The sequence below is a fragment of the uncultured Cocleimonas sp. genome (assembly GCF_947495625.1).
GTDB lineage: Bacteria > Pseudomonadota > Gammaproteobacteria > Thiotrichales > Thiotrichaceae > Cocleimonas.
The window spans coordinates 41,715-68,237 of record NZ_CANLZW010000013.1; the positions used below are offsets into that span (position 1 = coordinate 41,715).

General features: G+C 41.5%; 18 protein-coding genes and 1 riboswitch. Of the genes, 15 read left to right on the forward strand and 3 right to left on the reverse strand.

The window, feature by feature from the left end:
* Positions 1–311: 311 nt before the first annotated feature.
* Positions 312–413: riboswitch (guanidine-I (ykkC/yxkD leader) on the forward strand.
* Between the two features lie 63 nt (positions 414–476).
* The 7 genes from Q1A31_RS09030 (at position 477) to atzF (ending at position 10,089) form a co-directional block, all read left to right on the forward strand.
* Positions 477–1,517, forward strand: coding sequence for a putative urea ABC transporter substrate-binding protein (locus Q1A31_RS09030; protein WP_299875488.1), 1,041 nt, complete (start codon positions 477–479; stop codon positions 1,515–1,517).
* 20 nt (positions 1,518–1,537) lie between these two features.
* Entirely contained in the window at positions 1,538–2,362 is an 825-nt protein-coding gene (locus Q1A31_RS09035) for an ABC transporter permease (RefSeq protein WP_299875491.1), read from the forward strand.
* A complete protein-coding gene (locus tag Q1A31_RS09040; RefSeq protein ID WP_299875670.1) occupies positions 2,356–3,156 on the forward strand; it encodes an ABC transporter ATP-binding protein in 801 nt (266 codons plus the stop codon). The genes Q1A31_RS09035 and Q1A31_RS09040 overlap by 7 nt, the downstream gene beginning before the upstream one ends.
* A gap of 6 nt (positions 3,157–3,162) precedes the next feature.
* Positions 3,163–3,882, forward strand: a complete 720-nt coding sequence (locus Q1A31_RS09045) for an urea amidolyase associated protein UAAP1 (RefSeq protein WP_299875493.1) — start codon at positions 3,163–3,165, stop codon at positions 3,880–3,882.
* Complete coding sequence (locus tag Q1A31_RS09050) at positions 3,883–4,524, forward strand: urea amidolyase associated protein UAAP2 (protein ID WP_299875496.1); 642 nt, start codon at positions 3,883–3,885, stop codon at positions 4,522–4,524. It abuts the gene before it with no gap.
* A 65-nt stretch (positions 4,525–4,589) separates the two neighbouring features.
* On the forward strand, positions 4,590–8,249 hold the full coding sequence (gene uca / locus Q1A31_RS09055; protein WP_299875498.1) for an urea carboxylase: 3,660 nt from the start codon (positions 4,590–4,592) through the stop codon (positions 8,247–8,249).
* Positions 8,239–10,089 (forward strand): allophanate hydrolase, encoded by a 1,851-nt coding sequence (gene atzF / locus Q1A31_RS09060; RefSeq protein WP_299875501.1) that lies wholly within the window; start codon positions 8,239–8,241, stop codon positions 10,087–10,089. Before uca ends, atzF begins: the two co-directional genes overlap by 11 nt.
* Before the next feature lie 61 nt (positions 10,090–10,150).
* Here the strand turns inward: atzF and Q1A31_RS09065 are convergent, their stop codons facing one another.
* On the reverse strand, positions 10,151–11,020 hold the full coding sequence (locus Q1A31_RS09065) for a DMT family transporter (RefSeq protein WP_299875504.1): 870 nt from the start codon (positions 11,018–11,020) through the stop codon (positions 10,151–10,153).
* Between the two features lie 295 nt (positions 11,021–11,315).
* On the opposite strand from Q1A31_RS09065, the gene Q1A31_RS09070 reads away from it, so the two are divergent.
* Entirely contained in the window at positions 11,316–12,410 is a 1,095-nt protein-coding gene (locus Q1A31_RS09070; RefSeq protein WP_299875507.1) for an acyltransferase, read from the forward strand.
* A 1-nt stretch (position 12,411) separates the two neighbouring features.
* On the forward strand, positions 12,412–13,218 hold the full coding sequence (locus Q1A31_RS09075; RefSeq protein ID WP_299875510.1) for an SGNH hydrolase domain-containing protein: 807 nt from the start codon (positions 12,412–12,414) through the stop codon (positions 13,216–13,218).
* Between the two features lie 69 nt (positions 13,219–13,287).
* Here Q1A31_RS09075 and Q1A31_RS09080 read toward each other — a convergent pair whose 3' ends face one another.
* On the reverse strand, positions 13,288–14,685 hold the full coding sequence (locus Q1A31_RS09080; protein WP_299875513.1) for a DUF1501 domain-containing protein: 1,398 nt from the start codon (positions 14,683–14,685) through the stop codon (positions 13,288–13,290).
* 11 nt (positions 14,686–14,696) lie between these two features.
* Positions 14,697–16,529 (reverse strand): DUF1800 family protein, encoded by a 1,833-nt coding sequence (locus Q1A31_RS09085; protein WP_299875515.1) that lies wholly within the window; start codon positions 16,527–16,529, stop codon positions 14,697–14,699.
* Between the two features lie 364 nt (positions 16,530–16,893).
* On the opposite strand from Q1A31_RS09085, the gene Q1A31_RS09090 reads away from it, so the two are divergent.
* From Q1A31_RS09090 to Q1A31_RS09115, 6 genes are all read left to right on the forward strand, one after another.
* On the forward strand, positions 16,894–19,137 hold the full coding sequence (locus Q1A31_RS09090; RefSeq protein WP_299875518.1) for a VIT and VWA domain-containing protein: 2,244 nt from the start codon (positions 16,894–16,896) through the stop codon (positions 19,135–19,137).
* Between the two features lie 418 nt (positions 19,138–19,555).
* Positions 19,556–20,746, forward strand: a complete 1,191-nt coding sequence (locus Q1A31_RS09095) for a glycine rich domain-containing protein (protein ID WP_299875519.1) — start codon at positions 19,556–19,558, stop codon at positions 20,744–20,746.
* 350 nt (positions 20,747–21,096) lie between these two features.
* Complete coding sequence (locus tag Q1A31_RS09100; RefSeq protein WP_299875522.1) at positions 21,097–22,824, forward strand: alpha/beta hydrolase; 1,728 nt, start codon at positions 21,097–21,099, stop codon at positions 22,822–22,824.
* A 336-nt stretch (positions 22,825–23,160) separates the two neighbouring features.
* On the forward strand, positions 23,161–24,126 hold the full coding sequence (locus tag Q1A31_RS09105; protein ID WP_299875525.1) for an ankyrin repeat domain-containing protein: 966 nt from the start codon (positions 23,161–23,163) through the stop codon (positions 24,124–24,126).
* 542 nt (positions 24,127–24,668) lie between these two features.
* Positions 24,669–25,625, forward strand: a complete 957-nt coding sequence (locus tag Q1A31_RS09110) for a toxin-antitoxin system YwqK family antitoxin (protein WP_299875529.1) — start codon at positions 24,669–24,671, stop codon at positions 25,623–25,625.
* A 21-nt stretch (positions 25,626–25,646) separates the two neighbouring features.
* Positions 25,647–26,423 (forward strand): HEAT repeat domain-containing protein, encoded by a 777-nt coding sequence (locus tag Q1A31_RS09115; RefSeq protein ID WP_299875531.1) that lies wholly within the window; start codon positions 25,647–25,649, stop codon positions 26,421–26,423.
* Positions 26,424–26,523 lie beyond the last annotated feature (100 nt).

A 26,523-nucleotide genomic window follows, 5' to 3' on the forward strand; every position in this document is an offset into this window, starting at 1 on the left:
CCTGGTTACGCACCTAAATAGTGCTTTTTTATCATTATACGCACCAATATAATCGTACGAGAATGGTGGAATTATTATAAAAAATCAGCAACGATTTTTTGTTCTTATCAATTCTAATGATTTTTGAATCAAGAAAGTCATTCATACTAAAAGTTTCTAACTCCTTGTTAAAATTAGATATTTTAAATTAATGATATTTGTTTAAGCTCTTTGTGTTTCTTGGATTTATTCAATTCCTAATTAATTGGTACATTAATTGCATTTGTATTCTTCGTAAGCACTCTTGATGATTCAAGACAAACTACATTTATCAAATAGAAAGCTAGGGTTCCGATTGTAAACACAATGTCTGGTCCAAGAGCTTTCGACCTTTGAGACCAAAGGTTACACGGAGGGATAAAAGCCCGGGAGACTAGTTTGACATATTTGTCAAAAGTGTCCTTGCATCCATTTAACTAGGTCTTAGAGGTTTTACTATGAAACGTTTCGCTCTTCTTATATTTCTAATTGCATTTTCTTCAGCGAGTTATGCTCGTGATTCTTATAAAGTAGCATGGTCAATCTATGTTGGCTGGATGCCTTGGGGCTATGCCAGTGAAAAAGAAATTGTGAAAAAATGGGGGGATAAATACGGTATTGATATAGAGGTCGTTCAAATTAACGACTACGTAGAATCAATTAATCAATACACCGCTGGTTCTTTTGATGCGACTGCCATGACAAACATGGATGCATTAACTATTCCTGCTGCAGGTGGTGTTGATAGCACAGCTTTAATTATTGGAGATTTCTCGAATGGTAATGATGGTGTCGTGCTAAAAGGCAAAAAGTCACTCGAAGAAATTAAAGGTGAAAGTGTTAACTTGGTTGAGCTAAGTGTTTCACATTATCTGCTGGCACGAGGATTAGACTCTGTAGGTTTGAAAGAATCTGATATCAAAGTAGTAAATACTTCAGATGCAGATATGGTTGCAGTCTATGGAACCGATAGTGTGAAAGCAGTTTCTACCTGGAATCCATTGTTGAGTGAAATTGAAGCTATGCCAGATAGCACTAAAGTATTTGATTCTTCAAAAATCCCTGGTGAGATTATCGATTTATTAGTCGTAAATACCGAGACACTTAAGAAAAATCCTAATTTAGGTAAAGCACTGGTCGGTGCTTGGTATGAAATTATGGGTTTAATGAGCGCTAAAGATAAATCTGGTGAAGAAGTACGTACTTGGTTGGGTAAAGCTTCTGGTACAGACTTAAAAGGTTACGAAGCACAACTAGCCAGTACTGAGATGTTCTATAAGCCAGCTGATGCTATAAAATTTGCAAACAGTGAAGCTCTTTTGAGTACGATGAAGAAAGTTTCTGAATTTTCATTCACTCACGGTTTGTTAGGCGATGGAGCCCCCAATGCTGAATTCATCGGTATAGAAACTCCAAAAGGCACCTTTGGTGATAAAAGCAATGTGAAGCTTCGTTTTACATCTGAATACATGCAAATGGCTGAAGACGCTAAACTTTAAGTCTTACTGGCTTATTCATAATGAAAAAATTAATCAATTTCCAACCCCAGCCTTCTTGGAGGCTGTTGTTGGGATTGCTTCCTTTTGTTGTAGTGTTGATCATCTACTCAATTGGTTCAGATGCACGTTTGCTTGAGAACCCTAACGATAAACTACTACCAAGTTTTGAGCAGATGGGTAATGCGATTCAACGTATGGCATTCGAGCCTAGCAAGCGTAGTGGGGAATACCTTTTCTGGGTAGATACTACTAGCAGCCTTATAAGATTATCTCTTGGTGTTTTTCTAGCGGCAATCTTAGGTTTAGTTATTGGAATTGTGATAGGTGCATTACCTGTTATGGGAGCTGGATTCTCGCCATTTCTGACCGTGATTTCCTTAGTTCCACCTTTAGCTTTGCTACCCATTCTTTTTATTGTATTTGGCCTAGGTGAATTATCCAAAGTTGTTTTAATCATGGTTGGTATTACGCCTTTAATCGCTAGAGATATTCAGGGCTATGCACAAGAAATACCGCGAGAACAAATAATCAAAGCACAAACATTGGGCGGCAATACGATCCAGATTATTCTGAGAGTAATTCTGCCTCAGCTATTACCTAGGCTAATTTCCTCAGTAAGGTTAGCAATGGGTACAGCTTGGTTATTCTTAATTGCTGCTGAAGCAGTGGCTTCTACCGATGGTTTGGGCTATCGAATCTTTCTGGTTAGACGTTATTTGGCTATGGATGTTATTTTACCATATGTCGCTTGGATAACGCTTTTAGCTTTCTTATTCGATGTTGCTTTAGTTTGGTTAAGTCGAAAGATTTTCCCTTGGCATCATGAGGGAGGTGCATCATCTTAGAAGCTAAGAATTTATGGAAATCCTATGGCGATAATGTTGTTCTAGAAAATCTTAATATTAAGGTAGAAGAGGGCGAATTTATAACATTAGTGGGAGCATCAGGTTGCGGTAAAAGTACTTTTCTTAATATGTTATTGGGCATTGAAGCGCCAACAAAAGGTAGCTTGTTACTTGATGGAAAGCCTGTGAAAAGTGAGCCTGATGAAGACAGAGGAATTGTATTTCAACATTATTCAGTCTTTCCTCACATGAATGTTCTAGAGAACATCGTCGCCGCTAAAGCTTTCAAATCTAAAGGCATAACGGGACGTTTGTTTGGTCATCAGCGTAAGTTGGCTGTAGAGCAGGCAAATGAGCTCATTGATAAAGTTGGCTTAACAGCATCGATCAATAAATACCCTCATGAATTATCTGGGGGAATGCGTCAAAGGTTAGCAATTGCGCAAGCACTTTTGGGACAGCCTCGCATACTTCTATTAGACGAGCCTTTTGGGGCGCTTGATCCTGGGATCCGTGCAGATATGCATCAACTTGTCTTGGATTTATGGAAAAGCTACAAGCTAACAGTATTCATGGTGACTCATGATATTAAAGAAGGGTTCTATTTAGGTACTCGGCTGTGGGTGTTCGATAAGACGAGGCATGATCCTCAGCACCCCCAAGCTTATGGTGCAAATATTACCTACGATTTGCCCGTGGGGAGCGTTGATAAATTAACCTATGAGCAAATCGATGATCAGATAAGACCGCATACAGTTGAGAACAAACACGCTAGTGCAAAAGAAACAAGGTAAGAAATAATGAAACAATATAAAACCCAAATCCCTGCTGGATCACATTGGTCTCTAAAAGTGAAACGTGGCACCACCATGAAACTCACTGATATTAAGGGTAATGCTAATGTTGGAATGCTTTTTTATAACCCTGAGAATTTATTGGAGCGCTATAACGCACCAGATACGCTGAAGTGCCAATACACATTTAAGCTTACAAAAGGTAACTGCCTTTACTCTGATATGGGTCGAATTTTCTGCTCTATTATTGATGACGGAATTGGTTGGCACGAAACAGTTTGCGGAAATTCAAATGCGGAAATGGTGTCCGAAAAATGGCAAAAGCGTGATTATCAAAAAGACAAAAATGATTGGCATCAAAATGGTAATGACGCATTTTTGGTTGAGCTGGCAAAATTTGGTTTAAACCGGTCTGATATGTCTGCCAATGTTAATTGGTTCAGTAAAGTTGTGGCTAATGAAAAGGGGACTTTAGCCCTAGAGCCAAATAATAGTAAGCCTATGTCTTCTATTACGTTACGTTTTGAAATGGATACTTTGGTGATGTTACACACTTGTCCTCATCCGCTTCTTGAGGCTGACTCATATCCAAATAATGAAATAGAGATTTCTTTAGGGATTGCTGATGCAGTTAAGGAAGATGATTATTGCCGTAATTTTCGACCAGAGAATCTAAGAGGTTTTGCTAATAATGAGCTGTATCACTTTGGTATGGGAGAAACATAGATGTTAACGATCAGTGAAAAAAATCCAGCTTCAGCAAAGCAAAGTACCATTGTAGGTGCTGGTGATTACTTTATACATTTGGTACACAAGGGTGAAACTCTTCGTATATTAGATCTGGAGGGGAATCAGGCAGCAGATACTCTGTTTTTTAATGCTAACGATTCTAGCGAACGTTACAGCGCAGTAGATACGATTAGAGAGCAATCAAATCTTTATCTTACAACGGGTAGCCAGCTGCGTTCTAACGAAAACAATATAATGCTCGAAATTACTGCAGATACCTGTGGGCGTCACGATACCATCGGTGGGGCTTGTGCTAGTGAAAGTAATACCGTTCGCTATGATTTAGAAAAACGCTGCATGCATTCTTGTCGTGATAGTTGGATGCTTGCTATAGCAGAGCACCCCGAGTTCGATATTAGTAAGCGCGATATCTCTCACAATATTAATTTTTTCATGAACGTCCCGGTAACTGAGTCCGGAGGTCTAAGTTTTGAGGATGGTATTTCAGCTCCGGGTAAATATGTTGAAATGATAGCTAGAATGGATGTTGTGGTTTTGATATCCAATTGTCCTCAATTGAATAACCCATGTAATGGTTACAATCCCACGCCTATAGAAATTCTGATTTGGGATAAATGATTAACGACTTCAGTGGACGACCATTGTCGTAAAAGCCAACGGGACGACCCGTTTACGGAAATAACATGTTTAATAAAGTTCTGATAGCCAATAGAGGTGCTATTGCAACCCGTATCTTACGTACCTTGAAAAAACTTGAAGTGGAATCGGTAGTGGTTTATGCAGAGTGCGACAAGGATAGTTTACACGTGCGTAATGCAGATGAAGCATATTCATTAGGGGATGGCGGAGCTACTGATACTTATTTAAATAAACAGAAGCTCCTTGATATCGCAAAGAAGTCTGGTGCTGAAGCAATTCACCCGGGTTATGGTTTTTTAAGTGAGAATGCAGAGTTTGTAAGAGAATGTGAAAAGGCGGGTATCAGTTTTATCGGCCCAACTACCGAACACATGATGGCATTTGGTCTAAAGCACAAAGCACGTGAATTGGCAGAAGCTTCATCCACACCATTATTAACCGGGTCTGGCTTGCTTTTTGATAAGCAGCAAGCTTCTGAGCACGCTAAAAATATTGGCTATCCTGTAATGCTTAAAAGTACAGCGGGTGGTGGTGGTATTGGTATGCAGCTGTGTCATGATGAAACTCAATTATTGGATGCATTTGACAGCGTTAAAAGACTTGGCAAAAATAATTTTTCAAATGATGGTGTTTTTCTTGAAAAGTTTATTCAGCGTGCACGACATATAGAAGTTCAGATGTTTGGTGATGGAAAAGGAACAGCTATTGCCATAGGTGAACGTGATTGCTCCGCGCAGCGCCGTAACCAAAAAGTGATTGAAGAATGTCCCGCACCGGGATTGACAGATCAGGTTCGTCAGCAACTTTATGATACTTCTGAAAGGTTATTAGCCAGCGTAAACTATCGAAATGCTGGTACGGTTGAATACATTTTTGATGCGGATACTGATGCGTTTTATTTTCTTGAAGTGAATACCCGCCTACAAGTTGAGCATGGTGTAACAGAAGAAGTGTATGGTATTGATTTGGTTGAATGGATGCTTAAACAAGCATTTTCAGATCATAATGATTCTGATCTTCAAAGCAGTAAAAGTGAAACCTCAACCATTGCGCTGAATCTTAAACAAATTAAAAGTACCATAAAAGCAAATGGTCATGCTATTCAGGCGCGTATCTATGCGGAAGACCCGTATCGAAATTTTCAGCCCAGTCCCGGTTTACTTAATGAAGTTTACTTCCCTCAAGATAAAGGCTTAAGAATTGATTATTGGGTAGAAAGTGGCACTCAAATTCCAACGTATTTCGACCCTATGCTGGCGAAGTTAATTGTACATGCTGAAAGTCGGGAAAAAGCCCTGCAAAGTTTACAAAATCACCTGTCACAAACGCGATTATATGGAACCCAGACAAACCTCGACTATCTGCATGCACTTAGTGGAGATTCGACTTTACATGAAGGTAAAGTAACGACGCGTTATTTAGATGAATTTGAGTATAACCCTCAACGTATTGATGTGTTAAGTGGTGGAACTCAAACGACCATCCAGGATTATCCTGCCAGAACGGGTTATTGGGATGTAGGCGTTCCGCCTTCTGGTCCGTTCGATAATTATTCATTTAGATTGGCGAATCGTTTACTTGAAAATTCAGCTGATAGTGCTGCTTTGGAAATCACACTGCAAGGCCCCAGTTTGGTGTTTAGCTATGCGACTCAAATTGTCTTAACAGGCGCTGTTATTGATGCCCAGTTAGACGATAAAAATATTCCCATGTATCAAGTCACTAATGTTAATGCAGGTCAGCAACTCAAACTTGGACAAATTAAAGATTGTGGTGCCAGGGCATATTTGGCAATACGTGGCGGAATACAGTGTCCTTCATATTTGGGCTCTAGAAGTACATTTACCTTGGGCCAATTTGGTGGACATAACGGGCGTGCATTACAAGCAGGCGATGTGTTAAGCGTGTCTGATACGTTTGCAGAAGTGGTTCAAACGACTAAAGCAGAGTGCATTCAGTCATCATTTTGCAATGAATGGACCTTAAATGTAATTTACGGACCACATGGCGCGCCTGACTTTTTTACCGATGAAGATATAACAACCTTTTTTGAAACCGACTGGGAGATTCACTATAACTCAAGCCGTACTGGCGTCAGACTAATTGGGCCAAAACCTACCTGGGCCAGAGCTGATGGTGGAGAGGCAGGCATGCATCCATCGAACATTCATGATAATGCTTATGCTTTTGGTGCCGTTGATTTTACAGGAGATATGCCGGTTATCTTGGGCCCGGATGGACCTTCTTTGGGAGGTTTTGTTTGTCCTGCTACAGTGATCCACGCAGACTTATGGAAATTAGGACAATTACGCGCAGGTGATAAAGTCCGTTTTCGCAGTGTTACTTTAGAAAGCGCAGTTGAAGCTGAGAAGCAACAACAAAAAAGTATTGAATCTCTGAAATCTTTAGCAGATGGATGCGAGAGCGTAGAACCAGTAAATGCCATCAAAGATAATTTATCCTCTGATAAATATGGTGATGAAGTTACTTATCGGTTGGCTGGTGATCATTTTTTATTGGTTGAATATGGAGAACAAGTTTTAGATATAAGACTACGTTTTCGTGTGCATGCATTAATGCAATGGTTACAAAAAAATCGACTCGTTGGTATGCAAGAATTGACTCCGGGTATTCGCTCATTGCAGTTACATTACGACAGTCAGGAATTAAGTGCTACCACACTTATAGAGCATCTAAAATCAGCTGAGGAAGAGCTATCAAAAACCCTGAATGAATTAACCGTCCCTTCCAGAATCGTTAATATTCCACTCTCTTGGGATGATGAAGCTTGTAAACTTGCTATTGATAGATACACGCAATCCGTTCGCAAAGATGCTCCTTGGTGTCCGAGCAATCTCGAATTCATCCGTCGTATTAATGGCTTGGCAAGCATTGAAGAAGTCAAAAAAATCGTCTTTTCCGCAAGCTATTTAGTGATGGGTTTGGGTGATGTTTATTTAGGAGCACCAGTAGCGACTCCGTTAGATCCACGCCATCGTTTAGTCACGACTAAATACAACCCAGCCAGAACCTGGACGGCAGAAAATTCGGTAGGAATCGGGGGTTCTTATATGTGTGTATATGGTATGGAAGGTCCAGGTGGCTATCAGTTTGTTGGCCGTACCTTGCAAATGTGGAATCGTTATAAAGAAACACAGGAATTCTCTAAGCCTTGGTTGCTTCGTTTCTTTGATCAAATTCGTTTTTATGAAGTTAGTAGTGATGAGCTCAAAGACATTCGTAAGAATTTTCCGCAAGGTCGTTATCCCTTGAAAATTGAAAAAAGTGAATTCTCATTAGCTGAATACAGTGATTTTTTAGTTGAAGAAGCCGAGACTATTAATCGTTTTACTCATACTCGTGAAGCAGCTTTTGAAAAAGAACTAGCGCTATGGCATAGCAGCGGTCAGTTTAATTTTGAAAGTGTTCAGAATAAAAATTCAAATGATGAAACTAATCAAATCGATTGGCCTGCCTCAAGCACAGTTGTTGAAAGTCAGGTAATGGCAAGTGTCTGGAAGCTTTTAGTAAAAGCTGGGGATAACGTCGTTGAAGGAGATACATTAATGATTTTGGAATCGATGAAAATGGAAATTAATATACAAGCACCTGCTTCAGGCAAGGTAAGTCATGTGTTAACTCAGGCAGGTGAAGAAGTAAAAGCAGGACAGACCTTAGTTGTATTGGAGGAAAATGATGTCTAATTCTATATCCGAAGTAGTAACATTAAATCTAACCGTATCAGCATTACATAAAGCTTATGCTGATGGCGTATTAACACCAGCAGATGTTATTGATAATATTTTAAAAAATAGCCTAGCGTTTGCTGAAAAAAATATATGGATTTATCAATTAAACGAAGCTGAGTTATCTCCTTATGTGCTTGCTTTGGCTGAAAAAAATCCTGAAACTCATGCCTTGTGGGGTATTCCGTTTGCGATTAAAGACAATATTGACCTTGCAGGAATTCCAACCACGGCTGCCTGTCCTGAATTTACTTATACGCCCGAAAAATCGGCCACGGTGGTACAGCAGTTAATAGATGCTGGGGCTATCCCGATTGGCAAAACGAACCTCGATCAATTTGCAACTGGCCTGAATGGAACGCGTTCACCCTATGGCGCATGTCGAAATGCATTTGACTCAGATTATATTAGTGGCGGTTCTAGCGCAGGTTCAGCTGTCGCAGTGTCCCTAGGCTTAGCTAGCTTTAGTCTGGGTACAGATACCGCGGGTTCGGGTCGAGTCCCTGCATGTTTTAATAATCTCATAGGTTTGAAACCTAGCCGAGGTTTGCTTTCAAATACAGGAGTAGTACGCGCCTGTCGCAGCCTTGATTGTATTAGTATTTTTAGCTTAAATACCGATGATGCTAATAGTGTGCTTGCAATTGCAGAAGGACATGATGAGAGTGATGAGTTTAGCCGTGTAAATCCATACAAAAACCAAAAACGTCATTATGGTTCATTAAATGGTGTTGAGAAAAAACCATTAATAGTAGGGATACTGCCGCAAGAGCAACTAGAGTTTTTTGGTGATGAAGCTTATACACTCGCTTATGCGGAATCGATTAAAAAACTTTCTGAACTTGATATTGAATTTTTAGAAATTGATTATGCTCCTTTCCTTACAGCTGCAAAACTATTGTATGAAGGTCCATGGGTGAGTGAACGTTATTTAGGCGCCATGCCCCTGGTAAAAGAAAACCCTGAGGCTATGCTCGATGTGATTCGAGAAATTATCGAACCCGCCGGTGATTTATTAGCCATTGATGCATTTGCCGCAAAATACAAATTAGCGGCATTAAAAAAACAATGTTTGATGGAGATGAAAAAAGTTGACTGCCTGTTAACACCAACTACTAGTAAGCATTTTAAAATTGAAGAAATGCAACAAAACCCAATAGTAGCAAACAGCCAGTTAGGTCAATATACTAACTTTGTTAATCTGCTAGATATGAGCGCAATCGCAGTCCCTACAGGCTTTACCGCTAAAAATTTACCTTTTGGTATTACTTTAATTGGGGATCATTTTGAAGATAGAAAACTGTTAAGTATTGCAAATATGTTACAGCAATCACTACAGCTACCCTTAGGCGCAACTTCAGTTGAACTAGAAGCGTCAGAGTTTAATCAAGCAGCGAGTATCAGTGATAATATAGAAGTGGTTGTCTGTGGCGCACATTTAGAAGGTTTGCCCTTGAATTGGCAATTGACTGAAAGGGGTGGAACATTACTCGAGAAAACGACAACTTCTGATGGATATCGGTTATACGCATTGGCGGGTGGCCCACCGTTTCGGCCAGCATTGGTATTTGATGAAGCCAGTAAAAAAGGTGCTTGTATAGAAGTTGAAATTTGGTCATTACCTGCAACTGAGTTTGGTTCTTTTGTTGCTGGTATTCCTGCACCACTGGGAATCGGTAAAGTGACTGTGAAAGACGGTCGCACCTTGTGTAGTTTCATTTGCGAATCACACGGTGTATTAGATGCGACTGAAATCACTCAATTCAGGGGATGGCGAAATTATTTAACGAAGAACTAAATCAAAACAACTAGGTTGAAGTACAAGGATTTACTTCATAAATAAGGAATGGTGGTAAAACTTAATGTTGATTCTTCAAAGAGACCCATGAATGAGCGACTAATGTAAGAATTATGATAACACCTCCAATAATAGTTAAGCTGCTTGGTTTCTCACTTATAAACAGCCATCCAAGGTAGGTTCCTAAAACTGTTTCCAAAGGCATTATAAGACTCACTTCTGGCGCAGGCATATAGCGCGGTCCTAATGTAATTAAGGCGAAAGCGGTACTGGAGATGGCTCCTCCCAGTATGAGAAAAGGTACTACTTCGGGTAATAATTTGAAAGTGCCACCGGTACTTAAAATTGCTGGAATAGAAACTAAAGCGATAAGTATCCCACTGAGTGCCATAGCAGGAACCATATTTACTTCTTTATGACGACGTGTAAATGTAAAGCTAATTGCTATGAAGATTGCTGAACCGAAAGCGCTTAAATCCCCTAAAATACCGCCCGTTTCTAAGCTGTCAGACATAATAAGGAAAATGGACGCAAATATTATTAACATTGCCACCCATGTTATGGTTTTAATCTTTTCACCAAGAAACATCCAGGTAAAAAGCGCTGCAAACATAGGCGAGGTGGCAATAATTACCAAGGTATTAGCAATACTGGTATTTTGGATAGCTGTAGTGAAACATAAATTACTACAGCCAAAAAACAAACCGATCATGAGGCCAGGTTTGCCGATTTTAATAAACTGTTGTATGGTTTTTTCTCGATAAGTTAATAACATTATCAAAGTGATACCAATAGCAAAGGCTGTTCCACGCCATATCATTACAGTCCATGTGTCCGCATTTAATAGCCGGATTATGAGCGCATCAGGACTTAAAATAATCACCCCGAGTGTGGTAATTAGAATGCCTTTTAGGTGATCAGAAATGTGCAAGGTAGCGGTCTGCTTAAATTAGAAAGTAGTTGTATTTTGTATCAGCGTGGGATTGTCACCTATCTAATTCTAAAGCACAAAGTCTTATTAGTTATCTTGAAATCTTTATCAAAGTCACAATGATGTATACGAACACGTTAATAAAACGAATCTATCAAATATCCTTCAAAACTACCTAGATATGTCAATTTAGCACTACATTCATCCCTGATTGTATATTGTGAAAAATATCATCCTAGATAGATTATCTACGTGTTCTAAAAAATAGTGAAAATTAAGTAAACGTATTTTTAGTATGCTCTATCGCAAAGAAATAGATGGTCTTCGTGCACTCGCAGTCATCCCAGTCATATTATTCCATGCCGGCTTTGAATTTTTTGGCGGAGGCTTTGTGGGTGTTGATATTTTCTTTGTCATTAGTGGTTACCTGATCACTAGCATTATCTTGGCGGAATTAGATAACGGCACTTTTACCATTGCTAATTTCTACGAACGCCGAATTCGCCGAATTTTTCCTGCATTATTCTTTGTCATAATTGCAATAATTCCTTTTGCTTATTATTGGTTACTACCAGCAGAATTAACCTCTTTTGGAAAAAGTATTGCTTCTGTATCTATTTTCGCTTCTAACTTCTTCTTTTGGCAAGAAAGTGACTACTTCGCCTCAGATTCTGAGTATCTTCCCTTGTTACATACATGGAGTTTGGCGGTTGAGGAGCAATATTATCTATTCTTTCCTATTATCATGATTCTGCTTTGGAGGTTTGGAAAAAACATACTCCTGACGACCTTAATTGTACTTGCGATCTTAAGTATCGCACTCAGTGAATGGGCCTGGCGTTACTCGCCAGATTTTAACTTTTACATGCTTCCAACACGTATGTGGGAATTACTAGCGGGTGCATTCACGGCATTCTATTTAATTAACCGGGCACCAACAGGTAATCAAATTGGTGCAATACTTGGCCTACTTGCAATATTCTTTTCTCTAATATTTTATGACTCTGGCATACCTATCCCAAGCCTATATGGCTTATTGCCGATACTGGGAACTGTATTCATTATACTGTTTGCAACAGAGCAAACACTGGTGGGTAAACTGCTTTCACAAAAGCTTGTTGTGGTTATCGGATTAATCTCTTACAGCGCCTACTTATGGCATGTCCCCATTTTTGCCTTTGCTCGTATAGCGAGCCTGGAAGAACCGGGTCCATGGGTTCTCGGTACATTAGGTATTGTAGCTTTATTGTTGGCGTGGATCAGTTGGCGTTTTGTAGAGAAACCTTTCAGAAACAAGAAACTTTTTACTCAGAAACAAGTCTTGATAACAGGTATGTTATTCAGTATTTTATTTATTTTAGTAGGTGCACAGATAGCGGGGGGACTTTAAATTGTTAAACATAAAATTAAACATGAAAGCAGCGTTATTACTCACGTTACTGTTGTCACTGGCTGTCCCGGTTCAGGCAGGCAATGGGCTTATAAAATATGCCGATGTCAAAGAATCAGGCAAATATGTTCGCAAGCATTTTGTTGAAAGACTCAATAAACCTTTTGATGAAACTAGCAGTAAGAAAAAAGCGATTCTAATCGGTGATAGCCATGCTCAAGATTTTTTAAATATGGTGATAGAGGCAAACCGTCTGGATAACTTCCAGATTAGTACTGTGCATATCATCACACAATGCCAGCCTTACCTCGGCGATGAACTTAATCAATTTATTAAAACCAAAGACCGCGCCAATTGTGAAAAGGGTTTTAGTATCGCCAAAAGCATAGACCGGATCAAACAGGCAGATCTGGTGATACTCGCGGCAAACTGGAAAGAATGGTCAATAAAGCAATTACCAACTACCATTAAAAATCTCGCACTGAGTGACCAGCAACATTTATTAATCGTGGGTAGAAAAAATCTAGGTAAAGTGAATATTCGTCATTTCTTGCGGATGTCGGAAGAAGAGCGTATTGCACACAGGAATAAAGTGGATAAAAAGCAGGTCAGCTTCAATCAGCTCATGCAAGAAACGCTAAAGGAGAGAAAATGGATTGATGTGCACAGTGACGTTTGTGGAAGCTCCTCAGCCCAGGATTGCCCCGTATTCACCCCCTCAGGTGAGCTCATCAGTTTTGATGGTGGTCATTTAACCCCGGCGGGTGCGAAATTTTATGGTCAAAAATTGCAAATTCCTTCGTTATAATAGCCACTGAAAAAGAAGTAGTACTAACGACCATAGAATAGTAAAACAATGGATTTGCAGTGGTAGACTCTAAGACTTCATAAATCCTAAGTTTTTCTGACTAAAATTAGCCAGATTTGGCAACATCGCTTGTTGTTCTGCGGCTGATACGCCCATCCAGTCAGCGAGTGTTGCCCCATATTGTGCGACCGAAGTTGTCGGGATAATGCGTCCTGCAAAATTCTCATCATCGCCAGCATCATCAGGATTATTCTGTGAGGCAAAACTGGGGAATGCACCATAAATCTGACCACCCTTAACTTTGTTGCCCAAAACCAGCGAATGCCCACCCCAACCGTGGTCAGTTCCGTCACCATTGGTGGTGAGTGTTCGACCAAAATCAGAAGCCGTAAATGTGGTTACACTGTCTGCTTTACCCATGTCATCAATGGCTGTTTGAAAGCTGGTCAGTGCTGCATTTAACTCTGTCATTAGTGGAATCATTCTGACGTTTTGATTGCTGTGTGTATCCCAGCCACCGAGCCCAACAAAAAATACCTGTTTACCCATATTTAACTGTTCGCGGGCTGAAATCATGCGAGCCACTAAATGCAGCTGTCGTTGTAAATCTCCTGCGGGTGAAAAGCTGCTCACGGGGTGATCATTAATCGCTTCGGATAAACTATTCGCCGTGTCATTTGCGCGTGTAATGGCGTGCGCAAGCTGCTGTTTAAAAGGCGCTGCCTGATCAGCTTTACTGGCTGCTATCAAAGCTTCCAATGTTGCCTGGGTGCTACTCGATGCGTTGTAACCGACCATGCGTTGGATGTTTGCATTAGCATTTAGTTGAACGTAATTCTGTTGTAAATTATTTAGCCACGAGTTCGAGCCATTGATTGAAATGGACGTTGCCACATTAGATGTAGCGTTACAGTTCGCAATTCGTTCTGCAATCGAACCACCCCAGCCGAAGGCATCCGCTAAATTACCACTGCCTGTTTGCCAGAGCTTTTGTTGTGCATCGTGGGCAAACAAACTTTGGGGCAGGGTGGTAGACGCATTGAAATCGGCTTTTGTTGTGGGCTGTATTAAATTGCCTACATTACTGACAACAGCAAGTCGGTCATTTTCATAAAGATCGTGTAACCCTGACAGTCTGCTATTAAAGCCAAACTCACCCTGTGTCGCATCGGTGCTGGCTAACAAGTCAGATTTATTAACCGCCATCGCACCGCGAGTTGCTGCGTATTGATCGTAAGCTGAATCAGTTGGCACCACAAAATTAAAACTATCTGCACCACCTAATAAAAACACACAAACCAGAGATTGTGGCAGATCGCAATCAGCTGCAGCCACCGATGAGGTTAAACCCGTTCCTAAAAAAGTGCCTGAAAGTAGGGGGGTGTACTTCAAACTACCCGTGGTTAATGCCGAAGCACCAGCGCGTTTAAGGAATGATCGTCTTGAAATGTTATTACTGTTTTTCATATCTATTCCCCTTATCCCTGAACCTGAAAGCCAGCCGATGCAACAATCAGGAAGATTGCCTCTTGCGCGCGTTCACTGCTGTCTGAAATCGTAGCAAGATGGTTGGTAATGATGGATTTCTGGCTTACGCCTAAGCTACCAGAAAGTAGTAACTTATTCAGATACTCAACCAGTGCATCAACATCTGGTGCGAGTTGTACCGCTTTATCAATATTGATACGGGTTGCCGCATCCCATCCGCCAGTATCCTGACTGTTGAAGGTATAGATTTGCTGGTGAAACGCGTTATGCATGGAAGCCACATTCGCCTCAGTCATAATCTGCATTTCAGGTGCATACAAACTGGAATCGCTGGCTAAAAGATTATCTGGCAAGAAGAAATTAAACACAGAAGGTGATTTAAGCACCGCCTGACCAAAGACCTCTTCCAGACGGTCACTTGATTTGGCGTATAAACGATAGGTGTTGTTCGTTGCGCCAGAACCCGGTTGCGCATCGAAGGCTCGCCATAGTTGGGCCAACTGCATTAATGGTTCTTTCACTTTGCCAAAATCAGGGTTGACCGATTTACCGTTAACGGCTTCCTGATCTAATAAAATAGCTTTAACTACTGCACCAAGATCACCTTTTTCACCTTGTCCATTATCGTTGAAAACGGCAGCAACGCGCTCTACATAATTAGGACTAGGGTTGCTGGTGGTGAAACGCTGGATCAGTAGCTTACTAAAAAACGGCGCGACATTCGGGTGGCTCGCAATGTTATCTAATGCCGCTTGCATATCATCTTCAGCAGGCGTTGATGAGCTTGCGCTACTCATTAATTGCGCATCATTCAGAAGTATCTTGGTGGTTGTATCGTGATAAGAATCAGCCACCGGTGTATTGTAATCCGCCACCATTGCCAAGCGTTTATCGTAAGGCGTAAGGTCGTTTGAAACCCATGTGCCGGATGAATCAACAAAGTTCCAGCCAGTAAATACCTTGGCAAAATCTTCTACGGTATTCTGGCTGTAAGTAGGAATTGGATTCGCTAAAGGTAAAGCTTCACCGCGATCATTTAATTCATACAATCCTACCGAAAATAACTGTAACACTTCACGTGCATAGTTTTCATCAGGGCGTATTTGCAAAGCAGGATTGGCTTTTTGATTGCGCACCATGCTGAGGTAAATGCCCATCGTAGGGTGTAACGTGACCTTTTCTAAAAGCTCTCGGTAATTACCAAAGGCATTTTCAGCCAGCATATCGTAATAATGGCTGACACCGTATTGCGCATTACCCAAGGCATAATCAAGATCAGAAATAACAAAAATCTCACTCAAGGCAAATGCCATGCGTTGCCTGAGCTGATCATCACCCTCTATCGCATTCTTCCACCAGTTATCATGACGCGTAGAACGCAGGCTTCCATTTGAGTTTTCTTCAACATACGGAAGCGTGCGCGACATAGGTAAGGCAATTTGCTGATCAATCCAGGCTTCCAGATTGTTTTGTGAAACGAGGCTATCAATAGCGGCTTCCGAAGGACCAAAAGTCGCTTGAGTCAAAAACTTGGCTGCTTTTTCAGCAGTGACAGTAATTGCTGAAGCGGAATAATCAGGATCATCGTTTGTATTCGTCGTGTCTGTGGGATCAGACGAATCGGTATTATCGGTATTATCGGTATTATCCGTATTTTCTGTTGAGTCAGTCGAATCTGAATTTGTCGAATCACTTGGCGTATTAATTTCGGTTGTATCTGTGGGATCTGGCGGATTAGCACTTCCACTATCATTAACGGAGCTACCTCCACCGCCGCAAGCTGTCATTAAAGAGCTTACAAATAACAGCAGTAAAAATCGCATAAATAGACCTTATTTTTCTTGGTAGATTATTTATCGACATACTAACTGAAATTAAGTTCTTATAAACTTTATTGGTACACCAGATAGTTAACGATCGCTAACAACGATGGCTAACGATGATTAATAAAAAAAGTGGTCTCGCAAAGCATAAGTTCTTTTAGTCATTTCAAACGACGAAATGAAAAATCACTTAAAAGGTGGGGGGTGACTTTTCATCTATTAAAGTATTAATAAATAATACTCAAAGTCTGAATAAAACCAACTATTCTCATTAAAGTTGTTAAAAACGCTCTCTCCGTTAATCTCCTGCACATCGCAAGCATTTACACAGCGGCGATCTACTTTGACTTTCAGGAGAAATAAAATGAAAGCGTTTATAAAAAACTTATTTACAAATACAGCTAATAAAATAGCTAAACCCTTAGCGGGATTAGTGATGGCTGCAATCGTGCTACTCGGCGCAACCACATCCGTTATGGCGGCAGGTTTAATGACACCTGTCGATTCCAGCAAACCCGCATTATCGATCAAATCGCATCACGTGAATGTCACGATAGAAGATGGCTACGCGGTTACCGAGGTTGATCAAACCTTTAGCAATCCACATCAACAGGATCTGGAAGCTACTTATAGTTTCCCCGTCCCTGAAAAAGGAGTGGTATCAGAATTCACCATCTGGATTGACGGCAAGCCAGTGATTGGTGAAGTGTTGGAAAAACAAAAAGCCCAACAGCTTTATGAAGAAGAAAAAGCCGCAGGTCGCGATGCAGGTTTAACCGCCAAGGTTAAGCATTACCGCTTTGAGGTAAAAGTAAGTCCAGTGCGTGCGCAACAGGATGCACGAATTCGTTTGGTGTATATGCAGGCCGCTGATATTGATAACAGCATGGGCCGTTATGTGTATCCGCTAGAAGAGGGCGAGACTGACGATCAAGCCAATGCGTTTTGGTCTTATGACCCAGTGGTTAAAGAAGATTTTTCATTCAATGTGAATTTACGTTCTGGCTACCCAGTGAATGGCGTGCGTTTACCACAGCATGCGCAAGCGGTCGTGACACAATCTAATCCCCAAGAATGGTCAGTTAGCTTAGGTAGTAACAACACTGTAGATACATTAAAACAGACACACGTTGAAGAAGTGGCTACGCCTACCCAGGAATCAACAGGCACATTAGCTGAAGATCTCATCAAGGCAATAAAGAATAAGCCAATCAGCAACAATGAAATCGCCGCGCTAGAAAGTGGTGAAACGACTTCAGCAAATAATCCAACAAGCACAGCTGCCGCGACACTTGATAAAGACATCGTTATGTACTGGCGTTTAGCACCGAACCTACCGGGTTCGATTGATCTGGTCACACATCGTGAACAAGGTGCAAAGCGCGGTACATTTATGATGACACTGACACCAGGTGATGACCTTGCGAAAATCGAAGAAGGTCGTGACTGGGCATTTGTACTCGATATGTCAGGCTCAATGAGTGGCAAATACCAAACCATGGTCGATGGTGTGCAGCGTGCAATCGGTGGTTTAAACGCACAAGATCGTTTTCAGATCATCCTGTTTGATAATGCGGTCGAAGACTTAACGCAATCAACATGGATAAACGCAACGCCAGAAAACGTGATTCATTGGAGCAACGCACTCGCCGCAACAGGCCCGCGTGGTGGCACCAATATTTATGCAGGTTTAAGTAAAGCACTGAACAATCTCGATGCTGATCGCACCGGTGCAATCGTACTGGTAACCGATGGTGAAGCAAATGTCGGCGTTACCGAAAAGAAGGAATTCCTCAAGCTAATGGCAGGTCACGATGTACGTTTATTTACCGCAGTCATGGGTAACGGTGCGAATCGTCCACTACTAAACGCAATGACAGAAGTCTCAAACGGCTTCGCTGTAAGCGTATCGAATAGCGATGATATCTCAGGTAAGATCAGAGAGTTCACCAGCAAAGTAACGCATCAGGCAATGCACGATGTTGAGTTAGACATTAGTGGAATCAAAACAGCCGACATGACTCCTGAGAAAATCACCAGTCTATACCGAGGTCAACAGTTAGTCGTATTCGGTCACTACTGGGGTTCTGGCGATGCAAATGTCGAGCTAAAAGCCAAAGTATCCGGTGAAAATAAATCGTACAAAACACGATTCGCTTTCCCAGAAAACGAAACCAGCAATCCAGAGATCGAACGTCTTTGGGCCTACGCCAAAATCCAGGGCCTAAAGAAGCAGATCGATTACCTGGGATCAGATGCAGACTTCAAAAGCGCTGTGATTGATATCGCAGTTGAAAACAGTTTAGTCACCGATTACACCTCAATGATTGTAATGCGTGACGAGCAATTCGAAGCACACGGCATCGAACGTAAAAACAAAGCACGTGTAGCAAAAGAGCAGAAAGCGAAAACACAACGCGCACAAGCGCCAGTGCAATCGCGTCGAGCAGATACTTCGCAGCCAGCGTTTACATCAAATCGTTCATCTCATGGTGGCGGTGGAGGAGGAGCTTTTAATCCATTGATGTTATTGCCGTTTGTAGTATTTGCGGTTTATAGAAGGAAGAAAGGAGGTTTTATTGAAGAGAATAAACGAGTAAAAAACTAAATCTTTAAAGAGGTGAAAATGCAGACTTTGGTCTGCATTTTTTGTGGATGTCTTTTAATTTTTTAAACTAATGTAGAATTAAGCTATGCTCACTGCGTCTATCGAGAGATTTTTGCCATTTTTATTACAAGAATGTGTATCAACAACATTTAACACACCCCAAATTTTTCCTTCAGATATATCTGGTTATTCATCCATATAACAGTGTTGGAGAGCACTATGAAGCGTGAAAAGGGAGCTACAAATTGGGGAAACAATCATTTTAGCCTCATAAATCTAACGAGTTCGTTTAAGCAGTCGTTACATTTATTGTGTTTTCTAATAATACCTTTCATATCAAATCTTTATAGATAATTACGATTTTATGTTTCGCTTTCTGTCAAAATCTATGCACAACCATTAAAAGGAATTTACTATTATGAAATCGCTACATGTTGAAGTTCACCCCGATAAAACGATCAGCAATAAAAAGCTAGGCAATGTTAAAAACGGCTTTGGTTTTTTAGGATTTAGCACAAGGCTTCTGCTGAGTAATGAAGAATTAACCACCACGGTTCATCCTTCTACGGAAAGCGTGTCACGTCGAGATAGCAAAGTTGCCGGGCTTTCTGAGCATGATTCGAGTAAGAAATACATTGGGCAGTATCTGAGAAGATGGTTGGGTTTGGGTATTATTGTCTGTTTGGCAGGTCTCTCATCAACTACTTACGCCGCTCAGACTTGCTTTGTTAACACTGGTGCTATAGAAAACTGGACTGTCCCCCCGGGTGTGAACACGATTACTGCAGAAGCATATGGTGCTCAAGGAGGTAACAGTACTTGGGGCTTACTACGAAATGGTGGCCTGGGTGCCTATGTAGTGGGGGATATTTCAGTTACTCCAGGTACAGACTTGAAAATACTAGTCGGTGGTCAGGGGGAAAGTCTTGCTGTAGGAGGTGGTGGTGGTGGAAGTTTTATTTCTACCAGTGGTGATAGCCCTCTTATAGTTGCAGGTGGCGGCGGCGGTGCTTCATCGGATCAAGATGGTGTCGGCGGCGTTATAACAGAAGCTGGCACAGCTGACAGTTTAGGCATCATACCCGGTGGAACTTCAGGTAATGGTGCTAATGTTTGTGGTACAGGTGAGAACAATGGTGGTGGTGGTGGTGGTTTTAACACTAATGGTACTAACGCAACCAATGGAATAACAAATGGTGGTTTCGGCGGAATAGCCTTTATAAATGGAGGAACAATTGTATTAGGTGGACGTTTGGATAATGCCTGTGTTGCAGACCCTGCAGGTGGTTTCGGTGGAGGGGGTAGTGCGACATGTAATACCGTTGGTGGAGGTGGTGGTGGGGGATATTCTGGTGGTGCTGGTGGATCTCACTTACTTAATTGTGGCGCAGCCTCTCGTGCTGGTGGTGGTGGTGGTGGGTCGTTCAATATTGGCACCAATCAGACAAATACCCCAGCAATAAATACTGGTGACGGAAGTATTTGCTTGACATACTTCGAGTCTGTTTCGTCAGCTTCTATCCCTACACTTTCCTTCTGGGGCTTGTTTTTACTTACTGGACTACTCGGATTTGTTGGTTTGAGACGACAGCGAAATAAGAATAATTAGGACATCCAACTTTTAGTCCGTAAAAACAAACCATTTATCCCGCATAATATTGGATACTCATATTTTTCTACCTGAGAGATCAATGCTCATTTTTGCCTAACCAAAAATGAGCAAAAACCCTCCAAAAGTGGGGGGGTGACTCAGTAAGTAATATTGAGGTATTCCCCTGTTTCAACCAGCACTGTGCCATGCTTACGCATTGCCCTGCGTACCCTTCCGGCTTTTGGTAAGCCTGGAAGGGCAACTTTTGTTCCCTTTCACGACTGTGATAATTATCTGCTATATTATATTGTACATCTGGCGCAGGTACTGGCCGGTCGGCTCTTTCATACAAAAATTGAGATCAGCGCATGGACAATAACAACCTTGACAAAGTAACCCAGAATTTTCTGACTGCCATGACCACAGAAACCCAAAAATTAATGGAGATGTTCGGTGGCAAGGTCAGCTCCGGTGACGATGACTGGGGTAAACTCAACGAGACCTGGGCCCAGATGTTTAAACTCCCGCAGACCCCAGATGAAGTGATGAAGACCATCAGCGACTACCAGAAAAACCAGTTAGAATTCTGGTCGGGATTAATGGGTATTTCCACTGAGGAAGACACCAAGCCCGCCCGAGGAGACCGCCGTTTTCAATCCGAGGAGTGGAGTAAAAATCCAGTTTTCAACTACATCAAAGAGTCCTATTTGATGACCTCGCAGATGATTCAGAAAACCGCCCAGAACGCCAATCTGGATCCGCAGAAGCAGAAGAAGCTGGAGTTTTACACCCAGCAGTACATTGATGCCCTTTCCCCCAGTAACTTCTTCGCCACTAACCCAGAAGCAATCCAGAATGCTATCGACACCAAGGGTCAGAGCCTGATGGACGGGATGCAGAACCTAAAGAAAGATATGGATAAGGGCCGCATCAGCATGACCGATGAAACGGCTTTCACTCTCGGCGAAAACATAGCCACCACCGAAGGCTCTGTGATCTTCCAGAACGAACTGATGCAATTGATCCAGTACAGCCCGGCTACGGACACCGTCGCCGAACGGCCGATACTGATTATTCCGCCGTGCATCAACAAGTTTTATATTCTCGATCTGCAGCCCCATAACTCCTTCGTCAAATACGCCGTCGACCAGGGTAACACGGTATTCCTGATATCCTGGGTTAACGCCACCCCAGAGCAGCGCCACCTGTCCTGGGATAACTACGTGGAAAGCGGTGTATTGAAGGCCCTGGAAGTTGTCAAAGCGGTTAGCAGCAGCAAGCGCGTCAACTGCGTGTCCTGGTGCGTGGGCGGCACCATCACCGCTAGTGCCTTGGCAGTTTTGGCCGCGCGCAAAGACAATACAGTCAGCTCCGCTACTTTTCTTACTACGCTCACTGACTTTGAAGATCCTGGCGAAATTGAGGTATTCCTGGACGACCCGGATACAGTCCTGGGTGACGTCGAGGCCGCCGGCGTACTGGACGGTAAAAACCTCGCCACTGTCTTCAACATGCTGCGCTCCAATGACCTGATCTGGTCTAATGTGGTCAATAGCTACCTAAAGGGAAAATCCCCTGCACCCTTCGATATCCTGTACTGGAACAGTGATCCCACCAGCTTGCCGGCGGACATGTACACATATTACCTAACCAATATGTACCAGCAGAATAACCTGATCAAGCCCGACTGCCTTACCATCTGCGGTGAAAAAATTAATCTTGGAAAAATTACAGCTCCCTGCTACTTTCTATCCACCATTGACGACCACATCGCACCGTGGAAAAGCACCTTCGCCGCCACCGAAATTATCCCCAATGTCGAATTCGTGTTGGGCGGCAGCGGCCATGTGGCCGGCGTCATTAACCCAGCCTCCAAGAATCGCCGCAATCACTGGATTAAAGGAGAAACAGGCAAAGGCACCGATCACTGGCTGGAAACCGCCAAAAACGTCCAGGGCACCTGGTGGAACCATTGGGCTCCCTGGGTTAAAAAGCGTGCCGGCAAGCAGGTTGCCGCACCCAAAGCAGTCGGTAATAAAGACTATCCGATACTGGAGCCGGCACCCGGCAGCTTTGTGAAGACACGAATTAACTAATGGACACCCCCTACTTTTTGGCACTTTTTCTGAAAATATGCCTAAAAGTAGGGGGGTGACTCATATTAAGATATTCCGCTGTTTCAAACAGCACTGCGCCATGTTTAAGCATGGCCCTGCGTACCCTTCTGGCTTTTGCTAAGCCTGGAAGGGCAACTCAAAGATCCGGTGATTGTTGATATTGTAAAAGGTTTGTAAAAGCTGCCCGATTTTATTTTCATACAAACACGCTTGTTTTATTCTAATCTTTGGAAAACAGCTATTCTTTGGTATTTTTGAAATTATCGCTCTACATTTATCGCTCTACATTTATTGCTCTGCAATGAAAGGTCTTATATGAAAATATTATTAACGTTGTGTGTTTGGCTCAGTCTGAGTTTTGTAACTGTAAATGCAAAGGCAAAACTGTCTGATAGTGAATCGTTTGCCAATTATGATAGAGCGATGGATATACTGGGTAGTGCTGAATGTCGTAATAAGTTTCGTGCGTATCTAGTCATACCATTGCCCAAGGCATTTGCTTATACGGTTGATCCACGTGGATATTATGATCAGTGTAATGCTGCTTATAGTGATGTAAATCCTAAAGAATCTGCATTGAGCCTGTGTAATAACGCGCGTAATAAGAGTAAATACATTAAGAGGTTTTCTCCTGAATGTAAAATCTTTGCGAGTGAGGATAATTTGCTGGCTACCATGGCTGATTTTGGCTTAAAGCCACACAAGGTCACTTTGTCATTCGCAACGCAACGTAGGACTCTTAAAAAAATTAAACAGATGGTTGAAAAGGGAGCGGATATTCATCAAACAGATTCTTTTGGAAGTACGCCAATATTTAATGCTGTACAAGAAAAGAGACAAGATGTTGTTGAGTATTTATTAGCGCAGGGTGCGGATATTAATCACAAGAATGAGAGGGGACTGAGTCTTTTGTACCTCGCTACCATAAGTGGAAATACAGACCTATTTAAGTTTCTATTGAGTAAAGGCGCTGACAAGAATACAACCTATGAAAATGCAGGGAAAAAGCTGATTCACTATGCCGGTGAAAGAGGACATATTAAAATCCTCCAGCATCTAATCAGTTTAGGTGAAAATATCAATACACCGGATAAAAATGGTGTTACAGCGCTTCACTATGCCGTGGATAAAACCGATCTAAAAGCCGTTGTTATATTGGTAAAACTGGGTGCAGATGTTAACGCCAAAACCAAATCAGGTAAGACTCCTTTAGATTATACAAAACGCAAAAAGAAGCTAAAAATAAGGGACTTTTTGATAAGTCAGGGAGCAGGTAAATAGCCTGTTAAATTGAAGCTTAATTAGATTAGGGATGAGCAAAAGCCTTCCAAATATACGCTAAGGTCTAGTGTCGTCTTGCAGACGAGCTAGTCCTAAGCTCTGGCATAAATATTCGGCTAGCGCCTCACCCGTTGGGTCGTCGTCACTGCGTTCCAACGTTGTCTATGAAGTACGTCCATGTATTTCACCGCTACGCGGCAGTTTCGTTTCACTCAACTGTTCAAATTCATTCCAGATGAATTTGTCGGCTATGCCTCGGCTGCGTTATCCATTTCAAAAAACGAAATGGTAATCGCATGGTAAGTGGGGGGGGGGGGGTGACTAATATTGAGTTATTCCTCTGTTTAAACCAAAACTGTGCCATGCTAACCCTTCTGGCTTTTCTTAGCCTAGAACGGCAACTCAAATACTATCCATAAAATAAATCATCATACAAATAGAATGCACTAAAAAAATCATAAGTATTTCTATGAAAATTAACTATTGTCATTTTTTATCCACCAGTAAATCTTAAAATTTATGTGGCTAAGATATAGCTATGCATGGAAGTAGGATGGTTTGAAGTTATTTATAATTTATTAATAAAGGTCAAGACAATGAGAGCAATCACACAAACTATTACATCACTGATTTTCCTTGTATCAGTTTTCTCGATTAGCGCTGATACACGACCGATAACAGATAGCGGTGTCGGATCACCAATTACAGAAAAAGGCATTCTTGAATTTACAGTTTATGTTCCATCGAATGGACGGCCCACAGAAGCACGTGCAGTGAGAAAAATTAATACAAACTATTATCTTGTAGTCAGTAATTCCGTAAACTTTAGTAGATATAATCGACAGGGTGGGCGATTGATTAATGATGCGTGCTATGAGTTCAATGCCTCGCCTTGGCCAAATCCGTTGGGTATTTTTAAAAGCAATCAGAACGTGAATGTCTGTAATTCTGGTTACAATCCCCAACATCAATATAGATCAAAACCCTTTATTCCTAATGGACCACTAAGATTTTCGATATTTGATACAGACTACAGAGATAACTCTGGAGGTTTGCGCGTGGATGTTTATAGATTAGATAATAAGCAACAAGAGAATTACGGTAACAATATAGAAAATCAAATATTTTCAGAGTGCCCTAAAAGGAATCCAGGAAGTAAACCTACTTATAAATTAGATACTAACAATAATCCTAAAGACAACACATATATCTCTTGCTTCTATTTTAAGGACGGCGCCTTAAAGTATCAATCTTCCTATTTAAATGGAAAAAAACATGGAAAGTTTATAACTTATGATGAGGTTATTACAAATGGAGAACATCTACGTCAGACTCTAAGGAATTATCGAAATGGGAAACAACACGGAATTCAGTCTTATACTGCATTTTGTATGAAAGGAGGCAAGAGTATACGTTACAAATCATCAGATTACTTTTACATCAATGGTAAAAAGGATAATAGTGCTACCATTCAATATAAAAGCCCTTGCTCTCAATAAATACCAAGAGAAGCATTAGTCATGTATGCAAATATATTGGTCGCTTTTTTCATTGTATTAGCAATGCCAACTGTTTCTGCAAGCTATGACCCTCCAGAAAACAATACAGTTGCTGATTCAGATTTTTTGCAGAAACTACGTCGTACAAAAGATCCTGAAAGTCGTGTCGATCTGATACTTTCTATTGAAAAGAAAGTATCAGAAAGCACGCGAAAATCATTGGAAATTATTGCACTAGATTCTAAAGAAGCAGGGGAGGTTCGAATGCAGGCTATTTGCTCTTTAGGAAGCATGGCTAATCAAAAAAGCCTCCCTATACTTCTAGATATTCTGGAAAGTGAGTTGCACCAGCATCGTGGTTTGTGGGCGTGCGTGATCCCCGCACTTGCTGAGCTAAAAGACAGAAAAGCAGTTCCTCTTTTAATACGTACTGCCAACCAAAGAGAAGAACATTTAGCGGGTATGGATCACATGGCTATTGAAGCCTTAGCAGAAATTGGCGATGAAAAAGAAATAGCGTTTCTAACGAGCAAGGCATATATAACTCCTGTGCGGCTTGCTGTTATTGAAGGCCTAGCCAGAATCGCATCTGTCAAATCAATAGATACATTGATAGAAGCATTGCAAGGAGCTGAAGACCCAGAAATCGTACAAGCAGCTCAACGAGGAATCGTAAAGATAGGCAAGGCTGCGATACCAGCTCTTAATAAAACCCTAGAAGAATTCCCTAAGGATTGGGATAAAGCATATACAGCACGTATACTTGAGCTAATTAATAAGATTCAAAATACAAAATAACTGGGGTTAGAGGAATGTTAAATAGAAATAAATTGGACATCTAATATTTAGTCCGTTTGGTCTACTTTTTTATGGCTGAAACTTAAAAAAAGTGCCTAGC

Coding starts and splice junctions, on each gene's coding strand:
- Q1A31_RS09030 (WP_299875488.1), top strand. CDS start 477: ATGAAACGTTTCGCTCTTCTTATATTTCTAATTGCATTTTCTTCAGCG.
- Q1A31_RS09035 (WP_299875491.1), top strand. CDS start 1,538: ATGAAAAAATTAATCAATTTCCAACCCCAGCCTTCTTGGAGGCTGTTG.
- Q1A31_RS09045 (WP_299875493.1), top strand. CDS start 3,163: ATGAAACAATATAAAACCCAAATCCCTGCTGGATCACATTGGTCTCTA.
- Q1A31_RS09050 (WP_299875496.1), top strand. CDS start 3,883: ATGTTAACGATCAGTGAAAAAAATCCAGCTTCAGCAAAGCAAAGTACC.
- uca (WP_299875498.1), top strand. CDS start 4,590: ATGTTTAATAAAGTTCTGATAGCCAATAGAGGTGCTATTGCAACCCGT.
- atzF (WP_299875501.1), top strand. CDS start 8,239: ATGATGTCTAATTCTATATCCGAAGTAGTAACATTAAATCTAACCGTA.
- Q1A31_RS09070 (WP_299875507.1), top strand. CDS start 11,316: ATGCTCTATCGCAAAGAAATAGATGGTCTTCGTGCACTCGCAGTCATC.
- Q1A31_RS09080 (WP_299875513.1), bottom strand. CDS start 14,685: ATGAAAAACAGTAATAACATTTCAAGACGATCATTCCTTAAACGCGCT.
- Q1A31_RS09085 (WP_299875515.1), bottom strand. CDS start 16,529: ATGCGATTTTTACTGCTGTTATTTGTAAGCTCTTTAATGACAGCTTGC.
- Q1A31_RS09090 (WP_299875518.1), top strand. CDS start 16,894: ATGAAAGCGTTTATAAAAAACTTATTTACAAATACAGCTAATAAAATA.
- Q1A31_RS09095 (WP_299875519.1), top strand. CDS start 19,556: ATGAAATCGCTACATGTTGAAGTTCACCCCGATAAAACGATCAGCAAT.
- Q1A31_RS09100 (WP_299875522.1), top strand. CDS start 21,097: ATGGACAATAACAACCTTGACAAAGTAACCCAGAATTTTCTGACTGCC.
- Q1A31_RS09105 (WP_299875525.1), top strand. CDS start 23,161: ATGAAAATATTATTAACGTTGTGTGTTTGGCTCAGTCTGAGTTTTGTA.
- Q1A31_RS09110 (WP_299875529.1), top strand. CDS start 24,669: ATGGAAGTAGGATGGTTTGAAGTTATTTATAATTTATTAATAAAGGTC.
- Q1A31_RS09115 (WP_299875531.1), top strand. CDS start 25,647: ATGTATGCAAATATATTGGTCGCTTTTTTCATTGTATTAGCAATGCCA.